The sequence below is a fragment of the Synechococcus sp. W60.3 genome (genome assembly GCF_047502615.1).
Lineage (GTDB): Bacteria > Cyanobacteriota > Cyanobacteriia > Thermostichales > Thermostichaceae > Thermostichus.
Window position 1 is genome coordinate 24,132 of the sequence record NZ_JANSHJ010000013.1, and the last position, 17,341, is coordinate 41,472.

The 17,341-nt window shown below is 63.1% G+C and carries 17 protein-coding genes; 12 read left to right on the forward strand and 5 right to left on the reverse strand.

Translation table 11 applies throughout. The features are described from left to right. The first annotated feature begins 25 nt into the window (after window positions 1-25). The 4 genes from NW846_RS06375 to NW846_RS06390 all read left to right on the forward strand — a co-directional run bounded on the left by NW846_RS06375 (window position 26) and on the right by NW846_RS06390 (window position 2,858). On the forward strand, window positions 26-1,252 hold the full coding sequence (locus NW846_RS06375) for a class I SAM-dependent methyltransferase (protein ID WP_049749799.1): 1,227 nt from the start codon (window positions 26-28) through the stop codon (window positions 1,250-1,252). A 121-nt stretch (window positions 1,253-1,373) separates the two neighbouring features. After that, window positions 1,374-1,574, forward strand: a complete 201-nt coding sequence (gene rpmI, locus NW846_RS06380; protein WP_011431583.1) for a 50S ribosomal protein L35 — start codon at window positions 1,374-1,376, stop codon at window positions 1,572-1,574. A gap of 122 nt (window positions 1,575-1,696) precedes the next feature. Beyond that, complete coding sequence (gene rplT / locus NW846_RS06385) at window positions 1,697-2,053, forward strand: 50S ribosomal protein L20 (protein WP_011431584.1); 357 nt, start codon at window positions 1,697-1,699, stop codon at window positions 2,051-2,053. Between the two features lie 49 nt (window positions 2,054-2,102). Then, window positions 2,103-2,858, forward strand: a complete 756-nt coding sequence (locus NW846_RS06390) for a transporter substrate-binding domain-containing protein (RefSeq protein WP_071813541.1) — start codon at window positions 2,103-2,105, stop codon at window positions 2,856-2,858. Here NW846_RS06390 and purH read toward each other — a convergent pair. Beyond that, entirely contained in the window at window positions 2,855-4,468 is a 1,614-nt protein-coding gene (gene purH / locus NW846_RS06395; protein WP_011431586.1) for a bifunctional phosphoribosylaminoimidazolecarboxamide formyltransferase/IMP cyclohydrolase, read from the reverse strand. The genes NW846_RS06390 and purH overlap by 4 nt on opposite strands. Window positions 4,469-4,761: 293 nt before the next feature. Here purH and NW846_RS06400 point away from each other — a divergent pair, with 293 nt between their 5' ends. Together NW846_RS06400 and NW846_RS06405 are read left to right on the forward strand one after the other, a co-directional pair. Beyond that, entirely contained in the window at window positions 4,762-5,454 is a 693-nt protein-coding gene (locus NW846_RS06400; protein ID WP_369781495.1) for a MotA/TolQ/ExbB proton channel family protein, read from the forward strand. 3 nt (window positions 5,455-5,457) lie between these two features. Next, window positions 5,458-5,883, forward strand: a complete 426-nt coding sequence (locus NW846_RS06405; RefSeq protein ID WP_414346678.1) for an ExbD/TolR family protein — start codon at window positions 5,458-5,460, stop codon at window positions 5,881-5,883. A gap of 33 nt (window positions 5,884-5,916) precedes the next feature. Here NW846_RS06405 and argF read toward each other — a convergent pair whose 3' ends face one another. Together argF and ctpC are read right to left on the reverse strand one after the other, a co-directional pair. Then, window positions 5,917-6,834: an ornithine carbamoyltransferase gene (gene argF, locus NW846_RS06410; protein WP_187147178.1), complete on the reverse strand. Its 918-nt coding sequence runs from the start codon at window positions 6,832-6,834 to the stop codon at window positions 5,917-5,919. A gap of 132 nt (window positions 6,835-6,966) precedes the next feature. Beyond that, window positions 6,967-8,262 (reverse strand): carboxyl-terminal processing protease CtpC, encoded by a 1,296-nt coding sequence (gene ctpC, locus NW846_RS06415; RefSeq protein WP_011431590.1) that lies wholly within the window; start codon window positions 8,260-8,262, stop codon window positions 6,967-6,969. Window positions 8,263-8,510: 248 nt separating this feature from the next. Here ctpC and NW846_RS06420 point away from each other — a divergent pair, with 248 nt between their 5' ends. The 4 genes from NW846_RS06420 (at window position 8,511) to NW846_RS06435 (ending at window position 12,301) form a co-directional block, all read left to right on the forward strand. Next, entirely contained in the window at window positions 8,511-9,887 is a 1,377-nt protein-coding gene (locus NW846_RS06420) for a glutamate-5-semialdehyde dehydrogenase (protein WP_414346677.1), read from the forward strand. A 263-nt stretch (window positions 9,888-10,150) separates the two neighbouring features. Then, entirely contained in the window at window positions 10,151-10,696 is a 546-nt protein-coding gene (locus NW846_RS06425; RefSeq protein ID WP_011431593.1) for an RNA recognition motif domain-containing protein, read from the forward strand. Between the two features lie 133 nt (window positions 10,697-10,829). Beyond that, window positions 10,830-11,582, forward strand: a complete 753-nt coding sequence (locus NW846_RS06430; RefSeq protein ID WP_228375373.1) for a DsbA family protein — start codon at window positions 10,830-10,832, stop codon at window positions 11,580-11,582. 23 nt (window positions 11,583-11,605) lie between these two features. Continuing rightward, on the forward strand, window positions 11,606-12,301 hold the full coding sequence (locus NW846_RS06435) for an HNH endonuclease (RefSeq protein ID WP_099884437.1): 696 nt from the start codon (window positions 11,606-11,608) through the stop codon (window positions 12,299-12,301). Window positions 12,302-12,375: 74 nt separating this feature from the next. Here the strand turns inward: NW846_RS06435 and NW846_RS06440 are convergent, their stop codons facing one another. After that, entirely contained in the window at window positions 12,376-13,449 is a 1,074-nt protein-coding gene (locus NW846_RS06440) for a sporulation protein (RefSeq protein ID WP_187147160.1), read from the reverse strand. 195 nt (window positions 13,450-13,644) lie between these two features. Further along, window positions 13,645-14,061, reverse strand: coding sequence for a hypothetical protein (locus NW846_RS06445; RefSeq protein ID WP_011431597.1), 417 nt, complete (start codon window positions 14,059-14,061; stop codon window positions 13,645-13,647). 97 nt (window positions 14,062-14,158) lie between these two features. On the opposite strand from NW846_RS06445, the gene recJ reads away from it, so the two are divergent. Further along, window positions 14,159-16,621, forward strand: coding sequence for a single-stranded-DNA-specific exonuclease RecJ (gene recJ, locus NW846_RS06450; RefSeq protein ID WP_240527781.1), 2,463 nt, complete (start codon window positions 14,159-14,161; stop codon window positions 16,619-16,621). Window positions 16,622-16,643: 22 nt separating this feature from the next. Continuing rightward, window positions 16,644-17,309 carry a metallophosphoesterase family protein gene (locus NW846_RS06455; protein ID WP_011431599.1) on the forward strand — a complete coding sequence of 222 codons (666 nt, stop codon included), beginning with the start codon at window positions 16,644-16,646 and terminating at the stop codon, window positions 17,307-17,309. Window positions 17,310-17,341 lie beyond the last annotated feature (32 nt).

Here is a 17,341-nt window from a genome sequence, read left to right on the forward strand (position 1 = left end):
TCTGGATAGTCTGGCCGGAGAGCCTATGCAGTCCCGCAACGCCGAACAGATCCTTGAGCAAGTGCGGCAGCTCTACGACCTCTACCCCTTCCCACCACAGCCCATCGGCACCGTTCCCCCGCCGGGGTGGAACTGGCGCTGGAGCTGGCCCCAGGCCTATGCTTTTTGCACCGGATCCCATCCGGGCCGGCGCAAGGTGCGCATCCTGGATGCCGGCTGCGGCTCTGGGGTAGGGACAGAATACATCGCCCACCAAAACCCGGAAGCGGAGATCTGGGCCTTTGACCTAAGCGGCCGCGCCCTGGAGATTGCCAAGGCCCGCTGCCGGGCTTCCCAGGCGCCGCCGGTGCAGTTTTGCCAGCTCAACGTTTACGACATCGACCAACTGCCGGGGCAGTTCGACTTCATCAACTGCGTGGGCATGCTCCACCACCTGCCGGATCCGCTGGCGGGGCTGCAGGCGCTGGCGAGCAAATTGGCCCCTGGCGGGATCCTGCATTTGTTTGTCTATGGCGAGCTGGGCCGCCACGAAATTCGCCTGATGCAAAAGGCCATCCGCCTACTGGTCGCCGGCTCCGAACACCAGCCCCTGGCTTCCGCAGAACACCTGCAACAAGGGCTACAGGTAGGCCGCCGCCTCTTCCGGATTTTGCCGGAGAGCAACCGCATCCAGCAGCAGGAACGCGCCCGCTGGGCCGTTGAGAACGTGGACGACGAATGCTTTGCCGACATGTACCTGCACCCGCAGGAAGTGGACTACAACATTGAGACCCTGTTTGAGCTGATCCGCGCCTCCGGGCTGCAGTTTTTGCGCTTTTCCAACCCGGAGTTCTGGCGGCTGGAACGGGTGTTGGGCCAGGATGAGGCCCTGCTGGCCCAGGCGGCTCAACTGCCAGAGCCGGAGCGCTACCGCCTGATCGAGCTGCTGGATCCGGTGGTGGCCCACTACGAGCTCTTCCTCGGCAAGCCTCCCCTCCCCCGCTGGGAATGGACCAGTCCGGAGGCGGTGGCCTCGGCTGTTGCCCACCTCAGCCCATGTCTAGGCCTGTGGCCAGGCCGGAGCATCTTCAACTACGCCTACGAGGCAATCTCCCTCAGCGAGGAAGCCTTCGCCTTCCTGCAGCAGGTGGACGGGATCCGCACCGTCCAAGCCCTTCAAGACAGCCTGGAGTCTCCCCTGGGCTGGCCGCAGTTGCAGCAGTTGCTGCGCTGGCAAGTGCTGCTCTTGGAGCCACGGGAGGGCTGTCTTTGAGTGCCTCTGAGCAAATGTGGGCAGCCAAGACCGGTGGCAGCATTTGCCTTCTTGGACTTTCCTGCTCTATGCTGGGAGGCTGTGACCTTTTTCCAGCCCCACCCATTCTGGGGGTACTGCCATGCCCAAAATCAAAACTCGCAAGGCAGCCGCCAAGCGCTTTCGCCTCACCGGCAGCGGCAAGTTTATGCGCCGCCGGGCCGGGCACAACCACCTACTTGAGCACAAAACCAGCAACCGTAAGCGCAAGCTGGCGGGTGTAGCCCTGGTAAGCAAGCAGGATCTGGCCAATGTGCGCCTGATGCTGCCCAACACCCACTAGCTGGGTCCTGTTCGCGCTACGCGCCGCTTCCCCGACGCCTCGGCACGTTGGGGACGGGTTGAAGTCTCAAGGTTTGCCGGGGGCTCGCCAACTTCTATATCCGTCTGTATTGGGTTACTGCCATGAGAGTCAAACGCGGCAATGTTGCCCGCAAGCGTCGTAAGAAGATCCTCAAGCTAGCCAAAGGCTTTCGAGGAGCCGGCTCCAAGCTGTTCCGCACTGCCAACCAGCAGGTGATGAAGGCTCTGCGCAGCGCCTACCGGGATCGCCGGCGCAAGAAGCGGGATTTTCGCCGCCTGTGGATTGCCCGCATCAATGCGGCCACCCGCGCCCAGGGCCTGCGCTACAGCGAGTTCATCGACGGCCTCAAAAAAGGCAATATCCAACTGAACCGCAAAATGCTGGCCCGCTTGGCCTTCCTGGATCCAGAAGCCTTTACCCAAGTGGTGGAAGCAGCTCGCCAGGCCCGCGCCTCCTAAAGAGATGGGGTCTCAGTCTCCGTTGGCCGCAGCAATCCAGAGGTCTTGCATGGCAGCTGGCCTGGCCTTGGCTTGCTTGGGGAGGGGGATCCCTGCGGCTGCCCGCCCCTGGCCAGAGATTGTGCGTTCGGGTCAGGTGCGAATTGCGGTCAAAGACAACCTGAGGCCGTTGGGCTTTCGCGATCCCATGGGCAAGCTGCAGGGGTTTGAGATTGAGCTAGCCCGCGAGCTGGGATCCCGGCTCTTGGGATCCGCGGAGGCGGTGGAGCTGGTGCCGGTAGCCAACGTGAAGCGGCTGCAGGCAGTGGCCGCTGGGGAGGTAGATCTGGCTATTGCCCAGCTTGGCATTACGCCGGATCGGGCGCGACAAGTGGAGTTTACCTCGCCCTACTATCAGGATGGCCCCAGCTTGGTTGTGGCCCGTTCCCACAACTGGGAAAGGTGGTCGGATGTGGGCGGCGCGCGGATTGCCGTCCTGCGCGGATCGGCTGCTATTCCTTACCTCCAGCGCTACCTCCCAGGGGTTGAGTTGGTGGCGGTGGATTCCTACCGGGAAGGGGCGGAATTGCTCCTAAAGGGAGCGGTGCAGGCCTGGGCAGCGGATCGCTCGGTGCTGGCAGGGTGGCTGGCGGAGCACCCCCAGTTTCAGTTTTTGGGATCCCCGTTGGCGGCGGTGGGGCTGGGCATTGCCCTGCCCAAGGGGCTGGAGCATGCTGAATTGCGGCTGCGGGTGCGCCGCGAGTTGGAGAACCTGCGCGCTGAGGGCTGGCTGGCGGAGCGGGCCAGAGCCTGGGGTCTGCCCTAGTGCAAAAAGTGACGGATGCCAGTGCAGACCATGGCGATCCCAGCAGCATTGGCAGCAGCAATGGAATCGGCATCGCGGAGACTGCCTCCCGGCTGGATGATGGCGCGGATCCCAGCACGGGCTGCCGCCTCCACACTGTCGGCAAAGGGGAAAAAGCCGTCGCTGGCCAAAACCGCTCCTGCTGCCTGCGAGCCGGCCTGGCGAAGGGCAATCTCGACGGCGCCTACCCGGTTCATCTGGCCTGCGCCAATGCCGAGGGTCTGCCCCTGCCGGGCAACGACGATGGCGTTGGATTTCACGTGTTTGCAGACCGTCCAGGCAAACTCCAGATCCGCCCACTCTTCCGGTGTCGGCTGGCGCTCGCTCACCACCCGCCAGGACGGGCGGCGGTCGGATCCCTGGGCCAAGTCAGCCTCCTGCACCAGGAAGCCCCCAGCCAGGGTGCGAACGGTTTGGGCCGGCCCAACCGCAAAGTCCGGCAGAACCAAAAGCCGCAAGTTCTTTTTGGCTGCCAGTTGCTCAGCCGCCTCGGGGGTGCAGTCCGGGACAACCACGCATTCCAAAAAGGGCTCCGCCAGCCGCCGGGCAGCCTCCCCATCCAAGGTTTGGTTGAGGGCGACAATGCCCCCGAAGGCGGAAACGGGATCGGCGGCCAAAGCCGCCTCAAAAGCGGCAGCCAGAGTTGGGCGAACGGCTACCCCACAGGGGTTGTTGTGCTTGACAATCACCGCCACCGCTGGCCTAGGGCCGTTGGCCAGCCCTAGGCTCAGTTCTGCCGCCAGGGCGCGGGCCGCCTCTAGATCCAGCAGGTTGTTGTAGCTGAGCTCCTTCCCCTGCAACTGTTTGGCCCGATGCCAGCCGGGAGCAGCCGCATCCACCACATACCAGGTGGCGGCTTGGTGGGGATTTTCCCCGTAGCGCAGGCGTTGCCAAGGGATCCCTTGCAGTTGAAAAACCTGCTCGGCAGCGGTTGCAGGAGCTGGAGCTTGAGAGGGGCGGGACAGCTCTGAGCGAGTTAGGTAGTCGACAATGGCGCGGTCGTAGGCCAGTACCTGCTCGAAGGCGCGGCGGGCACACTGGAAGCGAAAGGCCAGCCGCTCCGCCTCGCTGGAGGGGCTAGAGAGCAATTGCAAATACTGAGGGTACTGGCTGGGATCGGTGAGCACGGTAACGTGGGGATAATTCTTGGCTGCCGCCCGCGCCAGCGTCGGCCCGCCGATGTCGATCTGTTCAAAAGCCTCCTCCAGCGACACCCCTGCCCGGGCCACCGTCTGCTCGAAAGGATAGAAATTGACCACCACCAACTGGATGGGAGGGATCCCCAGCGCCTCCAGATCCGCCCGGTCTTCGCGGCGCTCCAGGCGGGCCAGAATGCCCCCGTGAATGCGGGGGTGCAGCGTTTTTACCCGTCCCCCCAAGATCTCCGGCGCGCCGGTATGCTCCGAAACAGGGGTGACCGGGATCCCAGCTTCTGACAGCGCCTTGGCTGTGCCTCCGCTGCTGAGCAGCTGAAAGCCGTGCTCCTGCACGAGGGCCTGGGCCAGCGGGATCAGGCCGGTCTTATCGGAGACACTTAGGAGAGCCAAAGGTGGGAAGGGCTGAGCAGACATCGGTTGTTAGCGATCTCAAGAGAGCAGAGTTGCCTAGGAGATCCCAACAGGTGGAGATCCCACGCCCCAGCATAGCGCCCCTGCCGGGAGGGGGATAGGAGGTTGTTGCCACTACTGAGAGGTCGGAGAGGTGGCTGGGGTTCACGTGGGATGATCCAGGATGCCAGAAGGTGCAATTCCAGCCACTCAAAAGGGATCCCAGCCCTGCCGAGAAAGTGCTATGACAAGATGAGCGTGAATTGCCGCTAGAAGGGGGTAACTAGGATCGTATGGATAGAGTCTTGCAGCTCCTGATCCAGGGTTGGTACTATTCCATCCCCCTGTTGACGTTCTCAGTCTTCTCGGTGGCCTGTTGCATCGAGCGGGCCTTGTTTTGGTGGAAAGTCACCCACCGGCAGGAGGAGGTGGTGCGGCAAGCCCTGAGCCAGTACCGCCGCAACCCACGCGCTGCCCAGTACCTGCTGGAGCAAAATGCGGATCTCCCCATTGCCCGCATCTTTTTGGCCGGCCTGGAGCTGAACGAAGCCAGCCCCGAAGATTTTAAGCTGGCCCTGGAGACAGCCTTGGCGGCAGAGGTGCCCCTGCTGAAGCGCTTCAATACGGTCTTCGACACCGTCATTACCGTTGCCCCCTTCCTGGGCCTGCTGGGCACCGTTACCGGCATCATCCAGATCCTCAGCTCCATCCAACTGGGGGATATCGGCGGCACCGATACGCAAGGGGTAGGGCAGGGGATCGCCGAAGCCCTCTACTCGACCGCTTTTGGGCTGATCGTGGCCATTCCCACCTTGCTAATCTCCAACGTCTTCCGCTCTCTGTACCTGCGGCAGCTCTCCAAGATCCAGGAGTACGGCGGCGAGCTGGAGTTGCTGCATCGCCAGCGGCAAGAGATGCAAGCCCAACAGCTTTCCCAGTATTCTTACGCCAAGCCCAGCCCCAGCGGCAGCTCCACTCTTCCTCCCTACTCCCCCCTTGAGCCCTCCTAGCCTATGCGCATCCCCGAAGAAAACTTTCGATCCGGCGAGATCAACATCGTGCCCCTGATCGATGTCATCTTCTCGATCTTGGTGTTTTTCGTCATCGCCAGCCTGGTGCTTACCCGCTCGGAGGCCCTCGATGTCAATTTGCCAGAGGCCTCCACAGCCGAAGCCCGCCGCCAGCCAGACGTTACGGTGAGCATCACCGCTGAAGGCCAAATTGCCGTCAACCGCAAGGCGATTGCCAATCTTGCCGCCCTGATCCCAGAGGTGGAACGCGTCCTGGCCGAGAAGCCGGCTGAAGGGCGCCGCCTGGTGGTGATCAACGCCGATTTGGCTCTCTCCCACGGCAAGGTGGTGGAGGTGATGGATACCCTGCAGCAACTGCCCAACGTCAGCCTGGCCATCGCTGCCCGCCGCCCTGCCAATAACCGTTGACAGGCTCCCCTCTGGGGCCGGGGGTGAGGGCCATCACCCTGCCCCCAGCAGTTGGATCAGGAGCGCTTTTTGCACGTGGAGGCGATTTTCTGCTTGATCCCACACCCGGGACTGGGATCCCTCCAAGACCTCGGCGGTGATCTCCTCTTCCCGGTGCGCGGGCAGGCAGTGGAGCACAATGGCCTCGCGAGCCGCCTGTTTCAGCAGCTTAGCATTGACCTGGTAGGGCAGAAAGTCGGCTTTGCGCGCCTCGGCCTGGTCTTCTTGGCCCATGCTGGCCCACACGTCGGTATAGACCACCTGGGCTCCCGCGACCGCTTCGTAGGGATCCCGCAACACCCACACCTGCGATCCCTGGGCCAAGGCTTGCGCTTCTGCTACTACTGCCGCATCTGGCTCGTAGCCGGGGGGGGTGGCGACGCGGATGTGGATCCCGCTCATGGCACAGCCCAGCAGCAGGGAATGGGCAACATTATTGCCGTCGCCGCAATAGGCCAAGGTCAGGCCCGCCAGTTGGCCGAAGTTCTCCTGGATGGTGAGCAGATCGGCCAAAACTTGGCAGGGGTGAAACTGATCCGTGAGGGCGTTGATCACGGGGATCTCGGCATATTCGGCAAAGATTTCCAGCTCCCGCTGGTTGTAGGTGCGAATGGCAATGGCGTCCAGGTAGCGGGAGAGAACGCGGGCCGTATCCTGCAGAGGCTCGCCGCGGCTCATCTGCATCGCCGTCGGCACCAGATCTAGGGTGCTGCCCCCGCACTGGGCCATGGCAGCGGTAAAGCTGACGCGGGTGCGGGTAGAAGCCTTCTGAAACAACAGCCCCAGCACCCGGCCGCGCAGATCCACCCGATAGGGATCCCGCTTCAGTTGCGCCGCTTGGACCAGCAAGGCCGCTAGCTCCGCCGGGCTCAGGTCGCTGAGTTTGAGCAGATCCCGCCCGGCTAAGTTGATGGATCCTACAGCTTGCAACCCCGCCATCGCGCTTCACCGCCTCCGCAAACAACTTCCGGCCCGCGCTGCTGCCTGCTCGCCAGCGCAAGGCCGCTACTCAGCAAGGTCTCGCAGCCTGGGCCCCAACGCTGGCTAGAGGGAAGAGGAACGCATTGGCTCCTTGGCCTGTTGCTGGCGGGCCGAGATCTGCGCCTGGAGGGCCTGGATAGCGGCGGCATATTGCGGGTCGGCGGGAGTCGCCACCAACTCGCGATCCCGGCTGAGGCGATTGAGATCTTCTTCGGACAGTTCCACGACAATGTCAGGGGTGATGCCTTTGTGATCGATATCGGTGCCTTTGGGGGTGCGATAGCGGGCGATGGTCACCGCCAGGCCCGACCCATCGGAGAGGGGATGCACCGACTGCACTAGGCCCTTGCCAAAGGTTTGCGTGCCCACGATCACGGCGCGCCGGTTATCCTGCAAAGCCCCCGACAAGATCTCGCTGGCGCTGGCGGATCCTCCATCCACCAAGACAGCCAAAGGCTTGTCGGTGAGGGCGCTGTTGTTGGCCGTGAGGCGATCCTGCTCCCCTTGCCGGTTCACCGTCGAGACAATGCTGCCCCGGTCGATCCACATGCGGGCGATCTCGGCGCTGGAGTAGAGCAGCCCCCCCGGATTGGCCCTCAGATCCAGCACATAGGCGGCCACCCCTTGTTTCTCCAGCTCGCGAATGGCCTGGCGCACCTTGTCGGCGGCATTGCCGGAAAACTGGGTGATGCGGATGTAGCCAATGGGCAGGCCATTTTCCTGGTGAACCGCATAGCGCACGGTGGCCAGCTCAATTCTCTCCCGCACCAGGTCGAACACCTTCAGCCCTTCCCCCTCGCGGCGGATGGTCAGCCGCACCCGTGTGCCCGGCTCGCCGCGAATGAGGCTGACGGCGGTGTTGGTGTCCATCCCTTCGGTGGATTTGTCGTCGATGCGCACGATTACATCTTTGGACTTGATCCCGGCCCGGTCGGCGGGGGATCCTTCGATGGGGGAGATCACCACCAGCTCGTTGGTCTCTTGATCCATGCCCAGCGTGATCCCCACCCCGGTCAGCTCACCGGATGTGTCAATTTGCATGCTGGCGAACTGGTCGGGATCCAAGAAGCGGGTGTAGGGATCGTTCAGTTTCTTCAGGGCTTCGCGAATGGCTGCATAGGCATCTTCTCGGGTGGCATATTCTCGGCTGAGCAGATCCCGCCGCACCGCCTCCCAGTCGACGGAGTTGAAGGAAGGGTCGACGTATTCGCGATTAACAATCTGCCAAACTTCGTCCACCACTTCCTTGGGATCCCGGCGAAACCCTGCCCAACCCGGCATGGATAGCTGCACCCCGACAAGCGACACGGCTGTGACCACTGCAGCCGTTGCACTCACCACAAACCCACGCTTTCTCATTGGCTCTCCTGGAAGACAAGGTCTAAAAGTCGAGGTTAATCTCCAGCTTTTGGGGGTTTCGCCCAGAGGCTCTTCCCTGCCCCAACTTTATCTCAGGGACAAAGCAGTGCTGCCTGCCCCAGCCGGTGGTATCCAAAGTTTGGTAGGCTGCAAATGGTACAGCCCAACTGTGCCCAACGTAGCACAGGGATCCCTGCAAAGGTGCTCTCGCGATCACATTTGCAAAGGCGCTTTTTCTTCTGGAGTCCATGTCTCTTGTAACCGACTCTCCCAGCCTGCCGGAAGCTGCTGCTGACTCGCCCCTGCTGGCCCAGGTGCAGTTGGCTCGCGCTGCCGCTCGACGCACGGCTACCTTGCCCACTGCCATTAAAAATGCCGCCCTAGAGGCCATGGCCACCGCTTTGCTGGAACACCAAGAGGCCATCTTGGCAGCCAACCAGGCGGATTTGGAGCAGGCAGCGGAGCAGGTCAAGGCCGGTGAGCTGTCCGCCTCGGCCTACGCCCGCTTGAAGTTGGACGCCCAGAAATTGGCCGACGCGGTGGCCGGGGTGCGGCAGGTGCTGCGGCTGCCGGATCCGGTGGGGCAGGCCTTGCTGATCCGGGAACTGGATGAGGGGCTGGTGCTGGAGCGGCGCACCTACCCTCTGGGAGTGCTGGGGGTGATCTTCGAGTCGCGGCCCGATGCTCTGGTGCAAATTGCCGCCCTGGCGGTGAAAACCGGCAACAGCGTCCTGCTCAAGGGTGGCTCGGAGGCGCTCTGCTCCTGCCAGGCATTGATGGCGGCCATCCAGGCGGGGCTGCAGCAGATCCCCGAGTTTCCCCAGGGATCTTTGCAGTTGCTCACCAGCCGTGCCGAGGTCAAGGCCCTGCTGCAACTGGAAGGGCTGGTGGATCTCATCATCCCCCGCGGCTCCAGCAGCTTTGTCCGCTACATCATGGAAAATACCCGCATCCCGGTGCTGGGCCATGCCGATGGCCTCTGCCACTTGTACGTAGATCGGGCTGCCGATGTGGACATGGCGGTGAGGCTAACCCTGGACAGCAAAACCCAGTACCCCGCCGCCTGCAACGCCATCGAAACCCTGCTGGTGCACGCAGAGATCGCCCCCCGGTTTTTGCCCCTGGCCGTGCAGGCGCTGCGCGAGAAGGGGGTGGAGTTGCGCGGGGATCCCCGCTGCCGCCAACTGGTGCCCGATCTGATCCCGGCCAGCGAGGCCGACTGGCGCACGGAGTACGCCGACCTGATTCTGGCCATCAAAATGGTGGATTCTCTCGACGAAGCCATTGCCCACATCGAGCGGTACGGATCCCGCCATACCGAGGCCATCGTGACCGAAGATGCCGCCGCTGCCCAGCGCTTCCTCGACGAAGTGGACGCAGCAGGGGTCTTTCACAATGCCTCCACCCGCTTTGCCGATGGCTTTCGCTACGGCTTGGGGGCAGAAGTGGGCATCAGCACCCAAAAGCTGCCGCCGCGCGGCCCGGTGGGTTTGGAGGGCTTGGTGACCTACCGCTACCAACTGCGAGGGCGAGGCCATCTTGTAGCCGACTATACAGGCCCCCAGGCCCGACCTTTTCAACATCGAGATCGCCGAGATCGCCTGAACACCACCGGTTTGTCTTAGGGATCAGGGCCTGCTGCAGCGGCCGACTGTACAAAGCAATCCATGACGGAAACCGTTCTGCTCGTCTGGGTGGCTCCAAGTTAAGGTAAATTAGAAGATAGCCTTGTGATTTGCAAAGGTTGTGCTTTGTGCCCCGCTGTGGTGCAACAATAGACCACCGAAGGCTACTGGGTTTTGAAATTTGCTGTCGGCTTGAGCGCCTTTGACCTAGCACCTTGCTTTTTGGCTGCCTTTTGTTATTTCGATAGGAGCTTCGCTGCATCATGCCCGTTCGTCTGTATGTCGGAAATCTGCCGGAAGAGGTGGATCGTCAGGCATTGGAGAAGCTCTTTAGCTCTGCAGGTGAGGTCATTTCCACCAAGGTGATTCGGGATCGGCGGACAGGCAAATGTCGCGGCTTCGGGTTTGTAACCGTGAGCACCGAAGAGCAGGCGCAGCAGTACATCGAAAAGTTCAACGGCCACAGCTTTGGCGATGTCAACTTGCGCATCGAGATTGCCCAGCGGCGGGAGAAACGGGAAGACGCCGAAGCCAGGGCAGCAGCCTCCAGCTCCCCAGCTAAGGAGTCTGCCAAAGATGCTGGCAAGGATTCTAGGGCGCCCGGGGATCCTGAGCCCCGAGGTTCTTCCAAAGGCTCCAAAGAGTCTGGGGAAAAGTCCGCTCCCAGCAAAAAGCAACGCCAGCGGGGCAACAAAGGGAGTGGAGGCAATGTCGTTGCCGAGACTGAAGGGGCCTTTGAGCCGGATCCCCGTTGGGCCAGTCAGTTGCAGCGGATTAAGGAGCAGCTTCTCCAAGCGACCAACTCCTGATCCCCCCAAAAGCGTGGTGGACATCGCCGCCATCTGGCGTTAGCCTGGTTGAGCTGTACAGCTCTGGGCATACTCGAGAGGGGGTTTTGGGATGGATAGTCTGGCAAGGGTTTTTCGCGCGTGGGGACAGTGCTTGGCCAAAGCTGGGTTCCTCGGCGCGCTGCTGGTTTGGCTGGGGATGAGCAGCGTTGTCCAAGTTGCCCTCGCAGCTCCAGCCGATTTGGAGGAGCAGGTGCTGCAGATCATTCGCAAGCACCCCCAGGTGATCCTGGAGGCGGTGCAGGAGTACCAGCAGCGGCAGTACCAAGAGCAGCAGCAACAACAGCAGAAGTTGGCGGAAGAATTTGGCCGGCAGTTGCGGGAGAACCCGCGTGCCGTCATCGGAGACTCTCCTCAACTGGGATCCGACGCTTTGCGGTTGGTGTTGGTGGAGTTTTCCGATTTTCAATGTCCCTTCTGCGCCCGCGCCCACGACACCCTCAAACAGTTCATGGCCGAGCACGGGAATGAGGTGACCTTGGTGTACAAGCACTTGCCCTTGACCAGCATCCACCCGGAGGCGATGGCGGCGGCTCGCGCGGCCTGGGCTGCCCACCGTCAGGGCAAGTTCTGGGAGTTCCACGACGAGCTGTTTGCCAACCAATCCCAGCTTGGGGATGAATTTTATGTAGCTACCGCCGAGAAGTTGGGCCTAAATGTGGAGAAATTCAATCGGGATCGGCGCAGCCGGGCGGCGGAGCGCGCCATTCAGCGAGATATGGATCTGGCCTCTCAACTGGGCATCGGCGGCACCCCTCATTTCATCTTGAACGGCCTTTCTTTTTCGGGGGCGCAGCCTTTGGAGGTGTTTGAGCAGACGCTGCAACAGGCCAAGCAAGCCCTCTAGCCCGGTTAGAGCCTCAAGTCCAGATGTCGAGTCCCTATCGTTGCCCAGAGTGCGGAGATAGTTTCCTGTTTCGGCCGGATCCCTGCCCCACCTGTGCCAGCCGAGAACGCCAGAAACAGAAGGCTGCCCGCGCCAGGGAAAAACGGGGCAGCTACGACCTGACGGGCCAGGTGGCCGCCGCCGAGTTCTGGCAACTGTTGCGTTGGTACCCCTGCTGCCCTTGCTGTGGCAAGCCCTGGCCGGAGGTGGGATCCGCCCCTGTCCAGGATCACATCATCCCCCTTAGCCGTGGGGGGCCCAACACGGCTGCCAACCTGCAGCCTCTTTGTCCAGCCTGCAACGGCTGGAAGGCGGATTTTCTCATTTGTTTTGACAGAGCCGTGCCGGGGCGGGTGCGACCCTTGCCTCAGCACCTTTGGCCCAGCTTTCGGCGTTGGCTCGGCCTCGGCGGCGTCGAGGAAAAGCAAGCCCGCGAGCGGCAGTTGGATTGGTTGGATCCCGGCCTAGATCTTGGCGGCGGGGATCGCCCCCAACTGGTGCAACAGTTGGCCTATCCCTTGGCCAGCCCAGCCCAATTGCAGGCGGAAACCTTGCGCCTCACGCTGGCGGCGATCTCACTGGAAGAAGGATCCCTGGCGATTCCAACCAGTGGTGCAAAGGGCAGCGAGGCCCAAGCAGCCCGATGGAGCTATTCCCAACAGCCGCGAAACGGTTCCTAATCTCCCCTCTCCCTGAGGGAGAGGGGCTGGGGGTGAGGGAATCCCTGAGGGAGAGGGGCTGAATCCGGCTGCCGCTACTCGACGGGCAGGATGCGGGCGTCAAACCCTGCTTCAGCCAGAGCACGCCGCGCCTGTTCGGCATTGGCCCGTTGCCGGTAGGTGCCCACCTGAATCACTGAGCCGCGCACAAAAGCGTCAGGGGCAAACTGCTGGAGCTTGGGCAGCGCCTCTGCCCCGGCGGATACCACCACCCAAAATCCGCCCGTGCCTTCTGCGCGCAGGGATGCGGCAGAGGGGGTGGGATCCTGAACCAGAAGCGGTCGAGAGCGGCGCAGATCGGCGGGGAAGATCCCGGCTTCGTAGCCTTGGTCGGCCAAGTACCGCACCTGTTCGGCGGCAGCAGCGGGGTCGGCAAACCCGCCGGTGCGCACCACCCGCAGGTCGTCGTAGATCAAGGGCAGGGATCCCTCTAGCAGTTGTTGGAGTGCAGGCCATTTTTCACCGCTGGGATCGGCCACCAACACCCAGTAGCGCTCCCCCTGAGGTGGGTTGGAGTCGGGATCCCCCACAGCTTCCTCTCCTGCCAACGACACCGCCACCGCCGGCAGGCCCTGGGCGGTCAGCCAGCGGGCCTGATCCTGCGCCAGCGACAGGCGGGAGAAGGTGCCCGTCTGCAAAGCCGCCTGGCCGCGGTATTGCACCACAGCAGCCCCTGGAAAGAAGCGGCGCACCCGCTCTTCCAGCCGGGGATCCCCAGTAGGGTTGGGCACTTGGGTGGCAAAGGGCCGCTGGGGATCGAAGGGGGGAGCCGTTGGCGCTGGCGGGGCAGGACTGGGGGAGGGAGCGGGAAAAGCGGGCGGCAGGGGCGGATCCGTCTCTTGGCGGCTCACCACCCGCACCGGCAACCCCAGCCGTTCCAATTCCGCTTGGCGGCGTTGGGCGTGGTTGCGGTTGATGAACGTCCCCGCTAAGATGAACACTTGTCCATCCCCTTGCACGAAATAGGCGTCCGGCACCTGGGCGCGCACCTTGGCCAGCTCGGCTGCCCCATCGGCCAACACGTGAACTTGGTAACGCGTCAGCGCCAGAGCAGCAGGCAGGGCGAGGGCAAAAGCTGCCAGAGATCCGGCCACGAGCGCCGTCGCCATCGCCGGTCGCAGACAAGGGACGCATGGAAGGAGGCCTGTACAAGTCGTCCCCCCTGAGGCAAGCCACAGGCGAGCAATCCATCTGCGGCGGTTACGCAGCCCAGCGTTCACGGGAGAAGCGCAGATTTAGTGTACCTCTAGTATAGACACGCCGCTGGCCGAGGAGGGTTTGACAACCCCTGTCACCTGCGGTCTTCAGAAGCGACGGCGACGATAGCGCTGGCGACTCGGTCGGCGGAGGGCCGGGGATCCCCCCAGAGCAAAGCGGATGATCTCCGTCTTGTACTGCTGTGAGCCCTCCGTGTAGCGGGCAAGCTGGATGGCGGATCCCTGGCCGGAGGGGAGGGCTGGCAGAGACTGCTCCGGCGTTGCGGCTTCGATGGCGATGAAAAACCGCAAGCGCAGCAGCACCTCCAATTTAGACAGTCGCTCGGTCTGTTCGGGCACGAGGCGGCCCAGAGAGATTTGGAGGCGCGGCCCGCGTCGCCGGGATCCGGGGCGGCTCCAGAGCTGTTGGGCCAACGTCCACAGAGAGGCCTGCTCAGGAGATTTGACCAACAGCTTCAGTCCCGCCAAGGGGTTGAGGCCATAGGTAAGCAGCAGAGAATACATGGGCAGCGGACTGAGGAGCAGAGAGGCGTTTTTGGGTTAGGGTCAAAAGATAGCTCATAGGCCAACTGTAGCACTGCTACCCGCTATCTGAAGACCGATGGCCATGGCCGGGATCCCTGACCAACGCTGGCTGTTTCAGCCTGTGAACCCACTGGCTGCCCAGAGCTTGGCTGAGGCGGTGGGGGTCTCGCCCGTCTTGGCTCAGATCTTGCTCAATCGCGGCCTCTCCAGCCCTGCTGCCGTGCAGCAGTATTTGCAGCCGGATCCCGTCCACCTGCCCCCGCCCAGCCAAGATTTTGCCGATTTGCCGCTGGCGGTGGAATTGCTGGAGGGGGCGATTCGCCGACAAGAGCCCATTGCCATCTGCGGCGATTACGATGCCGACGGCATGACCAGCACGGCTCTGCTGCTGCGGGCGCTGCGGGGCGCTCCAGTGTATTACCGCATCCCCAGCCGCCTCAGGGAGGGCTATGGCCTCAACAACCGCATGGTGCAGGAGCTGCACCGCGAGGGGGTACGCCTCATCCTCACCGTGGACAACGGCATTGCCGCCCATGCGCCCATCCAACTGGCCAAAGAGCTGGGCTTGACGGTGATCGTGACGGATCACCACGACTTGCCCCCCCAGTTGCCCCCTGCCGACGCCATCCTCAATCCCAAACAGCTCCCCCTCTCTTCTCCCTATCGGGGGATGGCCGGGGTGGGGGTGGCCTACCTCCTGGCCCAGGCCTTGGCAGAGCGCCGCGGGGACGAACATTTGGAGCGGGTGGCGCTGGAACTGTTTACGGTGGGCACCATTGCCGATTTGGCGCCGCTGACGGGAGTTAACCGCCTTTGGGTGCGGCAGGGGCTGGCTCTCTTGCCCACTTCCCAGGTGGCCGGGATCCGCGCCCTCTTGGCGGTGATGGGAATGACGGGATCCCCAGAGGAGCTGCGGCCAGAGTGGGTAGGGTTTGGCCTGGGGCCGCGCATCAACGCCATTGGGCGGATTGGCCGACCGGAGCTGGGGATCCAGTTGCTGACCACCGACGATCCGCAGCAGGCAGAAAAACTGGCCCGCCGCTGCGAACGCCTCAACCAGGTGCGGCAGCAGATGTGTGGGCGCATCGAGGCGGAGGCCCTGGAGCAAATCGCCCGGCAAGGGCGGGATCTGCAGCAAGAGCGAGTGTTGACGATTTTGGGATCCCCGCAGCAGCGCTGGCACAAAGGGGTAATTGGCCTGGTGGCCTCGCGGCTGGCGGAGCGTTTTGGCTGTCCGGTGTTTATCGGCAGCCAGTCGCCCCAGGGGGAGATTACCGGCTCGGCGCGGCAGGGGATCCCGGAGTTCGACGTGTTTCAGGCGTTGGAGTTTTGCAAAGATTTGTTCAGCAAACACGGCGGCCACCCGGCGGCGGGGGGATTTAGCCTGAGGGCGGAAAACTGGCCTCTTTTGGAAGAGCGGCTTCGGCAATTTGCCCAACAGCGGTTGCAGCCGGAACAAATCCGTCCCCTGGTGCAGATCGACGCGGAGGTGGCACTGGCGGATCTCACCTTCGACCTCTACCGCGAGCTGCAGCGGTTGCAGCCCTGTGGCATCGGCAATCCGGAGCCGGTCTTTTGCAGCCGCAACCTGCAGGTGTTGCAACAGCAGCGATTTTGCCCACAGCCTGCCCAAAGGGGGGAGGATACCCCCGGCCACCTGAAGCTGCTGCTCCGGGATCCCGTCAGCCGGGGCCTAGACGGGGCAGGATCCTCACTTGCTGCCCCAGCCAAAGCCCGCAGCCGTCCCCTGTGGGCCATTTGGTGGCGAGGGGCCGCCGCCTATCCCCTGCCGGCGCAGATTGACATCGCCTACACCCTCAAGGCCAAAAGGTGGGGGGAAGAAACCCAACTGGAGCTGGAGATTCTTGGGATCCGGCCTGCCGCAGAAGCCAGCTCTGCCGATCTTTCGCCCGCCGCCGTCGCTCCCACCCTCTCCGATGCCAAAGCTGGCGCCCAGGCAGCACCCTCCCCCCTGCTGATCTACCGCCCTGCCCCCCAGCCCACCCAACCGCTGCGTTGGCAGGCTGTATCTCGATTTTCTGCCCTCCTGCCCCAGGCGCGGGGAACGATCCTCCTCTACGGCTTCCGGCGCCCTACGTTTGTCCTGCCACCGAAGCAGCATCCCTCCCTGACCCTCCACTACGACCGCCCCCAAGCTGGCCATCGCTACAACCAACTGTGGCTGTGGAGTTGGCCTCCCTCTTTGGATCACCTCAAGTGGTTGCTCTCCTGCACTCCCGGCGACGCGCTGCTGATTGTCCTGCACCACCAGGCGGTGCCTCTGCCCTCCGCCGCTGCCTTACAACGGCAATTGCGCCACTACCTGCAAAACCAAGCCCAGGTGGATCTGTTACGCTTGGCCCAGCAATGGTGGCTGTCGCCAGCGCTGTTAGTGGCCGGCCTGCGCTCCCTGGGGTATGCCTGTCCAGAGTTTGGCCCGACAGGATCTTTGGAAGAGGAGCTGGAGGCCCAGCGGGCCTGGTACCGCAGCTCTTGGCAACAAGTGGCTGCCCTGCTGCAGGGATCTCGTCCGCAATAGACCCCTCGCTTCCCGCCAGCCTATGGGAATTAAACTGCTCCTCGGCTCCGACTACCACGGCAACGACCGGCTGATCCGGCAGGCCCTTGACCATCTGCCCCAAGTGGATGCTTACATCAACTGCGGCGATTTCTGTTCCAAGGCCGGCAAGCCCTCCTGCAAAGCCACTCAAGGCTTTCACCCCACAGCCCAAGCCGAGGTGGCCCAGTTGCAATCTTTTCTGGCGGCGGTGGACAGTCTGGGCAAGCCCTGGCTCTTTTTGCCCGGCAACCACGATCCGGCAGCCTCTGTTCTGGAGCCGCTGGCTGGCAGTTGGGGGCGGGCGATTACCCAGTCCTGTTGCTTTGAGTGGCTGGGGCTCCAAGTGCTGGCGGTGCCCTGGACTCCCCCCTGTGGTTGGAGCTGGACCCTCACCCGCAGCCATCTGCAGGAGCTGCTCACCCTCTACGGTCAACCTCCTCGCCCCATTGACCTGTTGCTCAGCCACGCGCCGCCGCGGGGCCTGTTGGACGAAGGCGGAAAATGGTACCACCGCCGCATGCCCACCTTGCGCCCCTTGGTGGATCACCTGCAGCCGCGCTACTACATCTGCGGCCACATGCACTGGGACGGGGGCAAGGTGGAGCGGTGCGGATCCACCCTGGTGATCAACACGGCGCTGCACAACATGGTTCTGGAAATCCCCTGAGCCCCTGGGCAGCCCCCCCACTGTCTGCTGGT

Coding starts and splice junctions, on each gene's coding strand:
- NW846_RS06455 (WP_011431599.1), top strand. CDS start 16,644: ATGGGAATTAAACTGCTCCTCGGCTCCGACTACCACGGCAACGACCGG.
- rpmI (WP_011431583.1), top strand. CDS start 1,374: ATGCCCAAAATCAAAACTCGCAAGGCAGCCGCCAAGCGCTTTCGCCTC.
- NW846_RS06405 (WP_414346678.1), top strand. CDS start 5,458: ATGCGCATCCCCGAAGAAAACTTTCGATCCGGCGAGATCAACATCGTG.
- NW846_RS06390 (WP_071813541.1), top strand. CDS start 2,103: ATGGCAGCTGGCCTGGCCTTGGCTTGCTTGGGGAGGGGGATCCCTGCG.
- NW846_RS06445 (WP_011431597.1), bottom strand. CDS start 14,061: ATGTATTCTCTGCTGCTTACCTATGGCCTCAACCCCTTGGCGGGACTG.
- ctpC (WP_011431590.1), bottom strand. CDS start 8,262: ATGAGAAAGCGTGGGTTTGTGGTGAGTGCAACGGCTGCAGTGGTCACA.
- NW846_RS06440 (WP_187147160.1), bottom strand. CDS start 13,449: ATGGCGACGGCGCTCGTGGCCGGATCTCTGGCAGCTTTTGCCCTCGCC.
- recJ (WP_240527781.1), top strand. CDS start 14,159: ATGGCCATGGCCGGGATCCCTGACCAACGCTGGCTGTTTCAGCCTGTG.
- NW846_RS06375 (WP_049749799.1), top strand. CDS start 26: ATGCAGTCCCGCAACGCCGAACAGATCCTTGAGCAAGTGCGGCAGCTC.
- NW846_RS06435 (WP_099884437.1), top strand. CDS start 11,606: ATGTCGAGTCCCTATCGTTGCCCAGAGTGCGGAGATAGTTTCCTGTTT.
- NW846_RS06420 (WP_414346677.1), top strand. CDS start 8,511: ATGTCTCTTGTAACCGACTCTCCCAGCCTGCCGGAAGCTGCTGCTGAC.
- NW846_RS06425 (WP_011431593.1), top strand. CDS start 10,151: ATGCCCGTTCGTCTGTATGTCGGAAATCTGCCGGAAGAGGTGGATCGT.
- rplT (WP_011431584.1), top strand. CDS start 1,697: ATGAGAGTCAAACGCGGCAATGTTGCCCGCAAGCGTCGTAAGAAGATC.
- purH (WP_011431586.1), bottom strand. CDS start 4,468: ATGTCTGCTCAGCCCTTCCCACCTTTGGCTCTCCTAAGTGTCTCCGAT.